This is a genomic window from Notoacmeibacter marinus (genome assembly GCF_002238045.1).
Lineage (GTDB): Bacteria > Pseudomonadota > Alphaproteobacteria > Rhizobiales > Rhizobiaceae > Notoacmeibacter > Notoacmeibacter marinus.
On the sequence record NZ_NBYO01000002.1, the window covers coordinates 387,535 to 401,101 of the forward strand.

Genomic DNA, 13,567 nt, shown 5'->3' on the forward strand with positions numbered 1-13,567 from the left:
TCCCCAAAGTGTCGGATTTATGCCGCAACTGCACAATGAGTTTAGGCTTTCGCATTGTCCAGGATCGGTCAAGGGGAAACTGGCAGGCGAAGAACCTGTCGTCAAAACAAGACAATCTTACCTGTTGAAGTCGATCCGCCGCGCTTTTCGAAGCCACCGTTCGCGCGCCCAGATGAACAGCCCCGCTCCGGAAACGATCGATGCGCCGAGCACTGTCAGACCGTCCGGATACTGGCCGAAGAGAAGCGCGCTCCACAGGGTCATCCAGACCAGAAAGGAGTAGGAGAAGGGCGTCAGGACACCTGCCTCGGCGAAGCCGTGCGCGCGTGCGAACACTTCGTGACCCGCCCAGCCGAGCAGACCGATCGCGAACAGCATAACCCATTCCATCGCAGTGTCCGGCGTCTGCCAGAACAGAAAGGCGAATGGCGCTAGAACGACAGTACCGACGAGACCACTGTAGAACTGCATGGTCGTCGGAGAGACCGCGCCGGACAATCGCCGCGTGAGTAACGCATAGAAGGCCATGCAGATGGCGGTGCCCAACGAAATGAAGACAGCCCAGTGCAGCGTCGCCCCAAACGGTCGGATGGCCACGAGCAGACCGAAGAACCCGACCAGGATCGCGGCCCAGCGCCAGGGACCGACCCGTTCGCCGAGGATCGGCCAGGACAGCGCGCAGACGATGATCGGCGCGGAGAATCCGATCGTCGCCGTCAGGGTGAGCGGCAGATATCTCACGGCGATGAAATTCGTCACCGACGTGCCGACCAGGAGAAGGGCGCGCAAAATGACGAGCCCGATCTTGTCGGATGCGAACCGGTCAAAACTGAGCCCGCCAAGGCCGATCAGCCCAATCGTGAGAACAAGATGCACCGCATAGCGCATGAAAGCGATCTGAAGAGCGGCGAGTCCCGCCTGCCCCATCCATTTGGCGCTGGCGTCCACCATCGAGAACGTCGCATAAGCCAGCAGCATGAGCACGATGGCAAGCGTCAGACGGTCTTCGCGCGCTTTCGATGCCAGCCCGACCATGAAAGTCCCCTCCATTCGTTCTCTTCCGCCTGCCGTTCCCTCGCGGGCGACGGACGACAGCGGGTTTTGACGCTCACCTGCTTCTTTCTACTTCATGGTGCAAGAGCGAAAATTTTGAGGGCGATACGCGATGAAACTGGTGCGCTACGGCGAGCGGGGCAGGGAGAAACCGGGCCTTATCGACCAAGAAGGAACGCTGCGCGATCTCTCCGGCGAGGTGGAGGACATTACCGGCGCAACGCTTTCGCCTGAGAGCCTTGGCCATCTTGCCGGCCTTGATGCAAGCGACCTGCCTTTCGTCAATGGTGAGCCCCGCTTTGGCCCGCCCGTCGGCAGAATCGGTAAATTCATGTGTATCGGTCTGAACTATGCCGATCATGCCGCCGAAACCGGGCTCGATCTTCCCGAACATCCCATCCTTTTCATGAAAGCGAACAGCGCGATCAACGGACCCAATGACGATGTGGTTCTGCCGCGCGGTTCCAGACGATCCGACTGGGAGGTCGAACTTGGCGTCGTGATCGGAAGTCCCGCAAAATATGTCTCCGAAACCGACGCCCTTTCGCATGTCGCCGGCTACTGCGTCGTCAACGACGTCTCCGAGCGCCGCTTTCAGGGCAGGCTCTCCGGCCAATGGACCAAGGGAAAAAGTTGCGACACGTTTGGCCCGGTCGGCCCGTGGCTGGTGACGGCCGACGAAATCCCCGATCCGCAGAACCTTTCCCTGCGCTGCGCGGTCAACGGCCGGACCATGCAGGACGGCTCGACCCGGACCATGGTCTTCACGATTGCCCGGATCATCGCGCATCTGTCGGAACTCTTCACGCTTCATCCCGGCGACATTATCGCGACGGGCACGCCACCGGGCGTTGGTATGGGCATGAAGCCGGAGCCGGTCTATCTGAAGCCGGGCGACGTGATGGAACTGGAAGTCGAAGGGCTCGGCCGTCAACGGCAGATTGTCCGTATGGACGAATAGTGTCAGCCCTTCGCCTGCCTGAAAACATCCAGGGCTTGCCGTGTGCACGATCTTCGCCGATAGCTGAAGGCAAGGGACCAATGGCTGGCATACCGGAGACAATCGTGGCGAATATCCTTCTTCTAAACGGCCCGAACCTCAATCTCTTGGGCACGCGCGAGCCGGACGTCTATGGCCATGAGACGCTATCGGATGTCGAAGCTTCGGTACGCGATCTGATCGAAAGTGCCGGTCACACCCTTCGGGCAGAGCAATCCAACCGGGAATATGAACTGATCGACCGGGTTCATGAGGCGCGTGACGGCATTGCTGCGATCATCGTCAATCCCGGCGCCTTCACCCATACATCGATCGCGCTTCTCGATGCCTTTAACGCCTATGAGGGGCTGGTGTTCGAGGTGCATATTTCGAACGTTCACAAGCGCGAGGCCTTTCGCCACCATTCCTATATCAGCGGTCGGGCGGACGGCATCATCGTCGGTTGCGGGGTGCAGGGTTACGAGCTGGCGGCGCGCCGTATCCTTACCCTTCTGGCTCTGGCGGACGGCTAGCGGAGCGCCTCATGCCGTCGCTTCTGATCGTCTATCATTCGAAGACGGGTGGCACCCGACAGATGGTCGAGGCAGCCACCGAAGCGGCTGGCAGCGAAGAGGTCGAACTGACCGTCAAACAGACCGCACAAGCCGGTCCGGACGATCTTTTGAAAGCCGACGCCTATCTTTTCGCAACACCGGAAAATCTGGCGGCTATCGCCGGCATGATGAAGGATTTCTACGACCGGAGCTATTATCCGGTCCTTGGGAAGATCGAAGGGCGACCCTATGCGCAAATGGTATGCGCCGGCACCGACGGTGAAAACGCTGCGCGCCAAACGGCTCGGATCGCAAAGGGCTGGCGGCTCAAGCCCGTCGCAGAACCGCTGATCGTCTGCACGAACGCTGATTCCAGAGAAAAGATCCTGGCCCAAAAGATGATCCCGAAAGCCGATCTCGACCGCTGCGCGGAACTCGGTCAGACGCTCGCCGCAGGTCTTGCGATGGGTGTCTTCTGAACGGAGCCGATCTGGATCAGCCGAGCGCGTAGCCTTCACCGCGCACGGTGCGGATAGGATCGTCCCCGCCATGACGGCGCAGGGCCTTGCGGAGCCGCCCGACATGCACATCGACCGTCCGTGTTTCCACGTCCAGATCGTGCCCCCAGACGCGGTTCAAGAGTTGTTCGCGGCTGAAGACTCGGCCGGGACGCTCGATCAGCACGGACAGCAGGCGGAACTCCGTGGTGCTGAGCGAAATGCGCTGACCGTCGCGCTCAACCAGATGACGGCCCGCATCGAGCACCAGATCGTCATGCTCGATCCGCTCGCCTACTGCGACCGGATGGGTGCGGCGCAATTCCTTGCGGATGCGCGCGATCAGTTCGGCTACCGAAAACGGCTTGGTAATGTAATCATCCGCGCCGATATCGAGGCCACGTACACGGTCGCCCTCCTCTGTCCGGGCCGAAAGCATGATGACCGGCGTGTTGCGACTGTCGCGCCCCGATTTGATCTGACGGCAGATTTCGATGCCTGAGGGGCCGGGCAGCATCCAGTCCAGCACGACGAGATCGGGCTGGCTTTCCGCCAGATGTTCGAGCGCCTCGTCGCCGGTTTCGGCCAGAACGACGTCGAAACCCTCGGCGACCAGATTGTAGCGCAGCACTTCGCGCTGCGCCGGCTCGTCTTCGACGACGAGAATGGAGGCGCGGCTGCCCATTAGTGGCCCAACACGGCATCGTCCGCCATGTCCACCGTCGCATTGGCTTTGGGCCGATCTTCCGACGGCAGTTCGCCGGACACGAGATAGATCGCCTGTTCGGCTATGGACGTGACGTGATCGCCCATCCGTTCGATATTCTTGGCGATGAAATGCAGGTGCATGCAGGCCGAGATGTTCCGGGGATCTTCCATCATGAAGGTCAGGAATTCGCGGAAGATGGCATTGTACATCTGGTCGACTTCAAGATCGCGGTGGCGCACTTTCTCCGCCAGCGTCTGGTCGTGCCGGATATAGGAGTCGAGCGCATCCGTAAGCATGGACAGCACCTCATTGGCCATACGCTGGAGCGAGCCCGTCGCGCCATTAACCGGCATCATCTGCGCCAGAAGATTGGTGCGCTTGGCCATGTTCTTTGCGTAGTCGCCGACCCGTTCCAGATTGCCGGCGATCTTCATGACGGAAAGCGCCAACCGAAGGTCGGATGAGACCGGCTGGCGAAGAGCGACCAGCCGGGCGCAATCCTCGTTGATCTCCGCTTCCAGCTCGTCGATCTGCCGGTCGTCTTCGCGAACCTGGTCGGCAAGCTCGAGATCGCGGGTGCGCAGTGCGTTGGCGGAGTTGCGGATGGCGTTCTCCACATAGCCGCCCATCTGCATGAGCTTGGCCTGGATGGCTTCGAGATCGCGGTCGAAGGCGGATGCGATATGGGGTTTGTCGTTCACAGCGTCCTCGCTTGGAGCCTGTTATGATAGGATCGAACCATTCTGCCGTCGTTCGGTTCGGGATCGAGGCCTCTATCCGATACGTCCGGTAATGTAGCTTTCGGTGCGCTTGTCTTCAGGCGAGTTGAAGATCTTCTCGGTGTCGCCGTACTCGACCATCTCGCCCAGATGGAAAAACGCCGTCTTCTGGCTGACACGCGCCGCCTGCTGCATGGAGTGCGTGACGATCACCACGCAGAAATTCTGGCGCAACTCGTCGATCAGTTCCTCGATCTGCGCTGTTGCAATCGGGTCGAGCGCAGAACACGGCTCGTCCATCAGAAGGACTTCCGGTTGCGTGGCCACTGCCCGCGCGATGCAAAGGCGCTGCTGCTGGCCACCCGACATCCCTGTGCCGGATTCCTTCAACCGATCCTTCGCTTCGTCCCAGAGCGCAGCACGGCGGAGCGATGCTTCGACAATATCGTCCAGTTCGGATTTGTTCCGCGTCAGCCCGTGGATACGCGGGCCGTAGGCGACATTGTCATAGATCGATTTGGGAAACGGGTTGGGCTTCTGAAAAACCATACCGACCCGAGCGCGAAGCTGCACGGGATCGACCCGCTTATCGTAAATATCTTCACCGTCCAAAAGGATATCGCCCTCGACACGCGCAATGTCGATCGTGTCGTTCATACGGTTCAGGCAGCGCAGAAAAGTCGACTTGCCGCAGCCGGACGGGCCGATGAAGGCGGTGACCGTCTTGTCGTCAATATCGACATCAACATTCTTGATGGCGTGGTTCTTGCCGTAGAAGACATCCACGCTGCGCGCGGCGATCTTGTTGTCGCTCGCCTCGGTAAGCGTTTCCGATTGAGACATCGATATCTGGTCCGTGTGAGCCATAGCGTCCATGACGTTCCCGTTCCTTGAAATTACCAGCGGCGCTCGAACCGGCGTCGCAACACCACCGCGAGAATATTGACGGCGAGCATGAAGACGAGCAGCACGATGATACCGCCCCAGGCCCGTTCATAGAAGGCCGGATCGGCGCGCTTGCTCCATTCGTAGATTTGCGCGGGCAAGGCCGAATTGGGCGAGACGAAACCGTCCAGAAAGCCGTCCGGATAGTTGGAGGCTATATAGCCGACCATGCCGATGAGAAGAAGCGGCGCTGTCTCGCCCAACGCCTGCGCCAGACTGATGATGACGCCCGTGAGAATACCCGGCATGGCAAGCGGCAGAACATGCTGGAAGACCATCTGATTGCGCGATGCGCCGATGCCGAGCGCCGCCTGGCGGATGGAAGGCGGAACCGCCTTCAAGGCCGCGCGCGCCGGAATGATGATCTGCGGCAGGCTCATCAGGGTCAGAACCAGGCCGCCGACCAGCGGCGCGGATTGTGGCAGGTTGGCGAACTGAATGAAGGCGGCCAGACCCAGAATACCGAAAACGATGGACGGCACGGCCGCCAGGTTCGAGATGTTCACCTCGATCAAATCGGTAAAGCGGTTCTGCGGCGCGAACTCTTCCAGATAGATGGCGGCTGCCACGCCGATCGGCACCGCCAGCGCCACCACGACGAGGATCATGAAGAGCGAGCCAAGAAGCGCGACCCCGACCCCGGCCTGCTCCGGGCGATTATCCGATGCATCGGCGCCGATAATGAAGTCCAGATTGAACCGCCGCTCGACCAGGCCTTCCTCTTTCAGCGCGTCTGCCACATCGAGGTGGACGGAGGTCAGAACCATGCCGCGATTGACGGAAGCGCGGTCGACGCGTCCCTTGTAATAGCCGTCGATCCGGCTGGAGGCGAGCAGGTCGAACTCGACGGTTTGTCCGACGAGGTCGGGATTGTCGAGGACTTGTCGGCGTACTCCTGCTGCCGCACCGTCCGATAACAGGTCGGCGAGGATACCCGCATCGTCGAACGGCATCTCGATGCCGCGATCGGCAAGCGTGTCGATGAGCGCCTGCTCCAGAAGCGGCTTGTAGCCGAAGGTGGACACTTTGCGCATGTCCGAGGGATTGCGGTTGCCGACCTTGTCCAGTTTCTCCGCTGGCAGCGTGACCGGAATCGTAAGGTAGGTCTGCGTGAAGGCCGGCACGCCATTGTAGACGATGGAGGCAATCAGAATGACCAGGAAGAACAGGCCGGTGATCACGGCGCCAAGGCCGAGCATCTTGAACCATGTTTCGCTGCGGCGGCGCTTTTTCAGCTTTTCGTCGGGCAGGAGCAGCGAGCGATGGCCGGTCTGCGATTCCAATGGAACGGTCGTGTCGCTCATTCGTACTGCTCCCGGTAACGGCGGACGATGGCAAGGGCCACAATGTTCAGCCCAAGGGTCACGATGAAGAGGGTCATACCCAGCGCGAAAGCGACAAGCGCTTCAGGGCTGGCGAAATCGGCGTCGCCCGTTAGCTGACTGACGATCTTGGCGGTCACGGTGGTCATTGCCTCGAACGGATTGAGTGACATTCTGGCGGCTGCGCCTGCGCCCAGCACCACGATCATCGTCTCACCGATCGCCCGCGATGCAGCCAGAAGGATCGCACCGACTATGCCCGGCAGCGCGGCTGGCACGATCACCTTGCGCACCGTTTCGCTCTTGGTGGCGCCGAGACCGTATGATCCGTCGCGCATGGCCTGTGGCACGGCGTTGATGACATCGTCGGAAAGCGACGACACGAAGGGAATGAGCATGATGCCCATGACGAGGCCGGCGGTGATGACGGCCGTGTCGCTCGGCATCCATCCCATGCCGCCGCGCCCGAACACCGATGACAGAGCCGGCCCGACGATAAGGAGAGCGAAAAGCCCGTAGACGATGGTCGGTATGCCCGTCAGAACTTCCAGAAGAGGCTTGGCTGCCGAGCGGAATTTCGGATGGGCGTATTCCGCAAGATAGATCGCGGAGAACAGGCCGAGCGGTACGGCGACGAGCAGCGCAATGAGAGAAATATAGAGCGTGCCCCACAGAAGCGGGATGATGCCGAGCTCGGAGCCGCCGCCGAAGCTCGGGCTCCAGGTCAGGCTGAAGAAGAACTCACCGGCCGGATAAATCCGGAAGAATTCGATCGTGTTGAACAGCAGCGAAAGAACGATGCCGAACGTCGTAAAGATGGCCACGCAGGCGGCTGCGACGAGTAGGCCACGCACCCCCATTTCCGTTCGGTTACGGGCACGAAGATCAGGATGGGCAGCCGAATAGCCATAGGCTGCGCCAGCCAGCGCCAGAAGAAGAACGAGCCCCAGCTTGATGAGATCGCCGGTGGCAGAGACGGAACGGTAAATTCGGGCGGAGTCTATGATCTGCGGCGGAAGATCGGACAGGACCGGAATGCCGGTATCGTCGAGTTCGCGGCCAAGATCCTCATCGCTCAGTGTCTCCAATTCACTGGTGCCGAGCTTGCCGCCCCTGACGAGCGCGTCGATCGATTCCGCGACCCGGCGCACTTCGCTCATGGCCAGCGAACGCTCGCCCGACGTATCGTATTTCTCGCCGGAGAAGTGCGATACGGCGACTCGGTCCACGACGACCGGCTGCAGGACGGTCCAGCCGAACAGCAGCAACAGTGCGGGAACCGCTGCGAGTAGCATGGCGTGCATGCCGTGGTAATGCGGCAGGGAATGCAAGCGCCGCCGGTCGCCTTGTGCCAGGCCGAGAACCTTGCGGCGCGACAGCGCGAATGCGACCGCGGCAATGGCGATAACCGCCAGGAAGAGCGTTCCGAAACTCATCACTTCCCCGTTCAAAGAAGGCGGACCGGGACGACACCCGGTCCGCGAAGGCGTTCGTTACGAACGCCAATCAACGTCGCGACGTAACAACGCTTAGTTGCTGGCCGGCTCCATTGTGGTCTCGCCATCGACCGTCGCCTGAACGTCGGCCAGTTCGGGCGTCGGAACCAGGCCGTAATTAGCGAGCGGGCCGCCCGGGCCGGCGATCTCGTCGGCCACGAAGAAGGATGCGAATTCCTTCAGGCCCGGAATGGTGCCGATATGCGCCTTCTTAACGTAGAAGAAGAGCGGACGGCTGACCGGATATTCGCCCGAAGCGATCGTCTCGGTCTTCGGCTCCACGCCACCCATGGTGGCAACTTTCAGCTTGTCGGCATTGTTTTCGTAGAAGGAAAGGCCGAACACGCCGATACCGTCCGGGTTGGACTGGATACGGGCGAGCGTCTCTGTGTAATCGCCATCGATGTCGACCGACTTGCCGTCGGTACGCACGGCCATGCACTGGTCTTCGGCCGCATCTTCATCCATGCCGCCATCCATGAAGGCCTTCATGGCACCGGTGTCTTCACAGCCCTTCAGCAGAACCTTCTCTTCGAAGACTTCGCGCGTGCCGTGCTTGGTACCGGGAATGAAGGCGGCGATCTGGGCGTCCGGCAGTTCGGAATTGAATTCCGACCAGCTATTGTAGCTGTTGTCGACGACTTCGCCGTCCTTGACGACCTTGGCGGCCAGGGCGTTGTAGATGTCGGCGGGCTCGAAAGCGGTGAAGGCCGGGCCGTCTTGCTGGCTGGCAAACACGATACCGTCATAGCCGAACTGCACTTCGATGATCTCGCTCACACCGGCTTCGGCACAGGCCTTGATCTCTTTTTCGCGGATCTGGCGCGACGCATTGGCGATATCGATGGTGTTCTCGCCAACGCCTTCACAAAAGCGCTTCAGGCCGGCCGAAGAGCCGCCCGATTCCACGACCGGGGTCGGGAACTCGAAGTTCTCGCCGAAGGCTTCGGCGACGATGGAAGCGTAGGGCAGAACGGTCGAGGAACCGGCGATCTGAACCTGGTCGCGCGCCATGGCGGTCGTTGCGGAAAGGGCCGTCGCGGCCGCGGCCAGTACGGTAAGTTTAGCGATAGACATTGGGGTCGCTCCACTGTGGATTTCTCTTTGGGGGACAGCGCCACATTCGAATGCGCTCCCCTTGCAGGCGGACTCCCTAGAGCGGGTTTGTAACAATGGCGTGACACATTCGCCGATGTTCAGGGGGAGGTGTTCGGACCCGTTCAATCGGCTGGCAGAAGGACCGTGAACGTGCTGCCCTTCCCGACCTGCGACGCGATCCGGAACCAACCGCGGTGACGACGCACTATATGTTTGACGATTGCCAGGCCGAGCCCGGTTCCGCCGATCTGCCGGGAACGGTGCCGATCCACCCGGTAGAAACGCTCCGTCAGCCGCGCCAGATGCTCCTGACCGATGCCGCGTCCGTCATCCGTAACTGCCGCCCGGATTGCCGGACCGCGCAGAAGCGGATCGTATTTCTCGTGCGAAACGGCAATCGTGACCGTCCCGTTTTCTTCGCCGTATTTGATCGCGTTCTCCACCAGATTGTTGAAAACCTGGCGAAGCTGATCGCTGTCGCCGTGCAACGGAACCGGTTCGTGGCATCCTTCGAGAACAATCGAAATGCCTCGCGCGGCAGCGCTGTCGGAGAGGCTCTGCCGCGCCGCCGCGATAATCTCGCAAAGATCGATCCTGTCGTTCCGCGTCACGACGTCGGCGTCTTCCAACCTGTTGAGCGAGAGCAAGTCCGAAACGAGCCGGTGCATCCGCTCCGTTTCTTCGGCCATCATGGCCAGGAACCGCACCCTCGCCTCCGCATCGTTCTGCGCCGCTCCCGACAGGGTTTCGATCAGACCGCGCAGCGCCGTCAGCGGCGTCTTCAATTCATGGCTCACATTGGCCACGAAGTCGGAGCGCATCCGTTCGGCATCGTGCGCTTCGGTCTCGTCGATCAGCGTCACGATCGCCCCACCTTCGCTCCAAGGTGCAGCAGTCAACGAAAATATGCGCTCTCTCTCATCGACCCGGCGGCGCAACTCCGCGGGGTGAGTCTGCCGGCCCGTAACCGCCGCTTCGATCTGCTGGACGCAGAAAGGCTCGCGTATGATCGTCATGTAATGCCGGCCCGCCATGTCTGCGCCGTAGAGCGACCGAGCGAAACCGTTCAGGCTGACGATCCGTCGTTCCCTATTCACGATGATGATGGGAACGGGTACGGCTTCGATAAGATCGGTGGACATGCAGCTTGGCGATCCGTCAGATCAGGGAAGGTTGCAGCGCAAGATAACCGGAAGCTCGCAGAACGGAACCCTTGTTCTTGCTCCACCGTCACGCGCTACCTTGCCGATCATTATCGACAAGCCGAAAAATCCATTCGGGAAAATCAGGTGTCTTTCCCGGACGCAGTGTGTTCCATTGCCGTCGATCACCAGCCACGGAAGCCGAATAATGCCAGACTATTACAGCCCGGTCGGGGGATTGCCGGATCGCAATCAGCTGCTGACCGGTCGCGCCGTCTTCACCGATGCCTATGCTGTCATTCCGCGCGGCGTTCTGACCGACATCGTGACCAGTCGGCTGCCGGGTTGGGAGAAGACGCGGGCCTGGGTCCTGGCGCGCCCGCTGACCGGATTTGCGGAAACTTTCAGCGAATCGATCCTCGAGATCGAACCCGGCGGTGGCTCACAAAATCCCGAACCGGACAGCGAGGCCGAAGCCGTTCTGTTCGTCCTTTGCGGCACTGCCACGCTTACGCTGGAAAATGAAAGCCACGAACTGGCGGATGGCAGCTACGCCTTTCTTGCGCCTGGCGCCAAATGGTCGGTCAGTGTCTCCGCCGAACCGCCGGGATCGTTCAAAGCGGTCTGGATTCGCAAGCGCTACGAGCCCATTGACGGGGTATTGCCGCCGCGCTCATTCGTGACGAACGATCGCGATGTCGCGCCGACCACGATGCCCGGCTATGACGGCGCATGGTCGACGACGCGCTTTGTGGATGCGGACGATCTTTCGCACGACATGCACGTCAATATCGTCAATTTCGAACCCGGCGCGTCGATTCCCTTCGCCGAAACCCACGTCATGGAGCACGGGCTCTATATGCTGCATGGCAAAGGGGTTTATCGTCTGAATGGCGACTGGGTCGAGGTCGAGGCAGGCGATTTCCTCTGGCTCCGCTCCTTCTGCCCTCAGGCCTGCTATGCCGGCGGACCCGGCCCGTTCCGTTACCTGCTTTACAAGAACGTCAATCGGCACATGCCGCTCAGTCTCGGCCGCTAGGACGAGGAGTCGCTTCCGTCTTCGGTCATGACGGTGAATGGCGCATCGTAGCGGAACTCTTCCAGATTTGCCCCCTCGCCGATCCGGTCGATGACGGCGAACAGGCCGTTGCCGGCAATCGGCGTCAGGACGCCGTGCCAGACACCGCGATGGAAGTTGATGGCCTCACCGGGCCGGGTGACAAAGGCGTGCGGCGCGCCCGGTCGATCCCCCTCACCCGGTGCGACGATAACGAGAAACGGCACCGCCTCCATCGGAATGAAAGCCTGGCTGCCATTGGGGTGGCGCTCGACCAGATCGAAACGATAGGGCAACGACCGGATATCGGCGCGGAACAGGCTGATCCCAGCCCGCCCATCGGTAAAATCCAGCGCGGCCAGATCGTGCCACCGCCCGCATGCGCCGTCATTGATGAGACGGGCCGGCTCGCCCGCCGCTTCGAGCACGTCACCGAACGGTGCAAAGGCGTCCGAGGATAGCGGCTCGGCGATCAGCGTTCGGGACGGGCTCACGACAGAAGCGCTTTCAGGCGCAATTCGCCGATCCGCTCGACCTGGCGCTCCGCCGTCTTCTTCTCGGTCGCGGTGTCATTGTCCAGCCGGCGTTCGAATGCTTCTAGGATCGATGCCTTGTCGTGATCGCGCACGGCGATGATGAACGGAAAGCCGTGCTTTTCGACATAGGCCGCGTTCAACTGCTCGAACCGCGACCGCTCGTCATCGGTAAGGGCATCCAGACCCGCCGACGCCTGCTCCGATGTCGAGTCCGCAGTCAGTCGCTTGGCAGCGGCCAGCTTACCGGCCAGATCGGGATGGGCCTTCAGAACGGCCAGCCGCTCGTCGGGTGAGGCGCTACGAAAGACGCGGGCCATGGCATTGGCCAGGCCGGAAGCGGTATCGTGCGCCGCGCCGAGTTCCAGCGCATAGGCGCGTTCGGCCACCCAGGACGAATGCTCGTAAATGCTGCCGAACCGCTCGACAAACGTGGCTTTGTCCATCGCGCTCGGACGCTCCCGCGTTTCGGGCGGATGGGTTTTCAGCCAGTGCTCGGCTATGGCAAGCCGGGTCGCGAACCAGACCTCATTGCCATGGTTTTTGGCGTAGTCAAGAAAGCGCTTGACCGCCATCGCCCGGCCTGGCCGCCCGGCCAAGCGGCAGTGCAGACCGACGCTCATCATTTTTGGCGCTCCCGCCCGTCCCTCTTCCAGCAGCATGTCGAAACTGTCGCGCAGATAGGCGAAGAACTGATCCCCGGAATTGAAGCCCTGCGGCGTGGCGAACCGCATATCGTTGGCGTCGAGCGTGTAGGGCACGATCAACTGATCGCGATCGCCGAAGCGCACATAGTGCGGCAGATCGTCATCATAGGCGTCGGCCAGATAGGTGAAGCCGCCCTCCTCCACGCCGAGCCGGACCGATTGCATGGAGGCGCGGCCGACATAGAGGCCCTTGGGACGCTCGCCGACCACCTCGGTATGAAGACGCACGGCTTCGGCGATATGCCCGCGTTCCTCCTCTTCGGGCGCGTCCTTGTATTCGATCCATTTGAGCCCGTGCGAAGCGATCTCCCAGCCAGCGGCCTTCATCGCCGCGACCTGTTCGGGCGAACGGGCGAGAGCCGTCGCCACACCATAGATCGTCAGAGGCACGCCGGCATCGGTGAAGATGCGGTGCAGACGCCAAAAGCCGGCGCGCGCGCCATATTCGTAGATGCTCTCCATGTTCCAATGCCGCTGGTCCGGCCAGGGAGCCGCGCCGACGATCTCCGACAGAAAGGCCTCGGACGCCGCATCGCCATGCAGAATATTGTTCTCGCCGCCCTCTTCGTAATTGACGACGATCTGCACGGCGATCCTAGCGCCGTTCGGCCATTGCGGGTCGGGTGGATTCGCGCCATAGCCGATCATATTACGTGGGTAGCGCTTCACATCCTGTTTCGAATTATCCATCAATCGCCCCATTCGTCCGGCAAGCCTGCAGAATATGTCGCTCGCCCCGCAGGAGAAGGCATGTCG

Annotated in this window: 14 protein-coding genes; 4 read left to right on the forward strand and 10 right to left on the reverse strand. The window is 61.2% G+C overall.

The window, feature by feature from the left end:
- Positions 1-117: 117 nt before the first annotated feature.
- Complete coding sequence (locus B7H23_RS09995; RefSeq protein ID WP_240535049.1) at positions 118-1,050, reverse strand: DMT family transporter; 933 nt, start codon at positions 1,048-1,050, stop codon at positions 118-120.
- Between the two features lie 115 nt (positions 1,051-1,165).
- Here B7H23_RS09995 and B7H23_RS10000 point away from each other — a divergent pair, with 115 nt between their 5' ends.
- From B7H23_RS10000 to B7H23_RS10010, 3 genes are all read left to right on the forward strand, one after another.
- Positions 1,166-2,014, forward strand: a complete 849-nt coding sequence (locus B7H23_RS10000) for a fumarylacetoacetate hydrolase family protein (RefSeq protein ID WP_094077274.1) — start codon at positions 1,166-1,168, stop codon at positions 2,012-2,014.
- 80 nt (positions 2,015-2,094) lie between these two features.
- Positions 2,095-2,565 (forward strand): type II 3-dehydroquinate dehydratase, encoded by a 471-nt coding sequence (gene aroQ / locus B7H23_RS10005; protein ID WP_420814477.1) that lies wholly within the window; start codon positions 2,095-2,097, stop codon positions 2,563-2,565.
- 11 nt (positions 2,566-2,576) lie between these two features.
- A complete protein-coding gene (locus tag B7H23_RS10010) occupies positions 2,577-3,065 on the forward strand; it encodes a flavodoxin family protein (protein WP_094077275.1) in 489 nt (162 codons plus the stop codon).
- Positions 3,066-3,081: 16 nt separating this feature from the next.
- Here B7H23_RS10010 and phoB read toward each other — a convergent pair whose 3' ends face one another.
- The 7 genes from phoB to B7H23_RS10045 all read right to left on the reverse strand — a co-directional run bounded on the left by phoB (position 3,082) and on the right by B7H23_RS10045 (position 10,514).
- Positions 3,082-3,768 (reverse strand): phosphate regulon transcriptional regulator PhoB, encoded by a 687-nt coding sequence (gene phoB, locus B7H23_RS10015; RefSeq protein WP_094077276.1) that lies wholly within the window; start codon positions 3,766-3,768, stop codon positions 3,082-3,084.
- Positions 3,768-4,493: a phosphate signaling complex protein PhoU gene (phoU, locus tag B7H23_RS10020; RefSeq protein ID WP_094077277.1), complete on the reverse strand. Its 726-nt coding sequence runs from the start codon at positions 4,491-4,493 to the stop codon at positions 3,768-3,770. The genes phoB and phoU overlap by 1 nt, the downstream gene beginning before the upstream one ends.
- Positions 4,494-4,565: 72 nt before the next feature.
- Positions 4,566-5,354: a phosphate ABC transporter ATP-binding protein PstB gene (gene pstB, locus B7H23_RS10025; RefSeq protein ID WP_094077720.1), complete on the reverse strand. Its 789-nt coding sequence runs from the start codon at positions 5,352-5,354 to the stop codon at positions 4,566-4,568.
- Between the two features lie 53 nt (positions 5,355-5,407).
- Positions 5,408-6,760 (reverse strand): phosphate ABC transporter permease PstA, encoded by a 1,353-nt coding sequence (gene pstA / locus B7H23_RS10030; protein ID WP_094077278.1) that lies wholly within the window; start codon positions 6,758-6,760, stop codon positions 5,408-5,410.
- Entirely contained in the window at positions 6,757-8,214 is a 1,458-nt protein-coding gene (pstC, locus tag B7H23_RS10035; protein ID WP_094077279.1) for a phosphate ABC transporter permease subunit PstC, read from the reverse strand. Before pstC ends, pstA begins: the two co-directional genes overlap by 4 nt.
- A gap of 93 nt (positions 8,215-8,307) precedes the next feature.
- On the reverse strand, positions 8,308-9,351 hold the full coding sequence (locus B7H23_RS10040; RefSeq protein WP_094077280.1) for a substrate-binding domain-containing protein: 1,044 nt from the start codon (positions 9,349-9,351) through the stop codon (positions 8,308-8,310).
- A gap of 143 nt (positions 9,352-9,494) precedes the next feature.
- On the reverse strand, positions 9,495-10,514 hold the full coding sequence (locus B7H23_RS10045; RefSeq protein ID WP_094077281.1) for an ATP-binding protein: 1,020 nt from the start codon (positions 10,512-10,514) through the stop codon (positions 9,495-9,497).
- A 208-nt stretch (positions 10,515-10,722) separates the two neighbouring features.
- Between B7H23_RS10045 and B7H23_RS10050 the strand changes: the two genes are divergently transcribed.
- Positions 10,723-11,553 (forward strand): bifunctional allantoicase/(S)-ureidoglycine aminohydrolase, encoded by an 831-nt coding sequence (locus tag B7H23_RS10050; protein WP_094077282.1) that lies wholly within the window; start codon positions 10,723-10,725, stop codon positions 11,551-11,553.
- Here B7H23_RS10050 and B7H23_RS10055 read toward each other — a convergent pair.
- Complete coding sequence (locus B7H23_RS10055) at positions 11,550-12,065, reverse strand: ureidoglycolate lyase (RefSeq protein WP_094077283.1); 516 nt, start codon at positions 12,063-12,065, stop codon at positions 11,550-11,552. The genes B7H23_RS10050 and B7H23_RS10055 overlap by 4 nt on opposite strands.
- On the reverse strand, positions 12,062-13,501 hold the full coding sequence (gene puuE / locus B7H23_RS10060) for an allantoinase PuuE (protein WP_240535050.1): 1,440 nt from the start codon (positions 13,499-13,501) through the stop codon (positions 12,062-12,064). The genes B7H23_RS10055 and puuE overlap by 4 nt, the downstream gene beginning before the upstream one ends.
- Positions 13,502-13,567 lie beyond the last annotated feature (66 nt).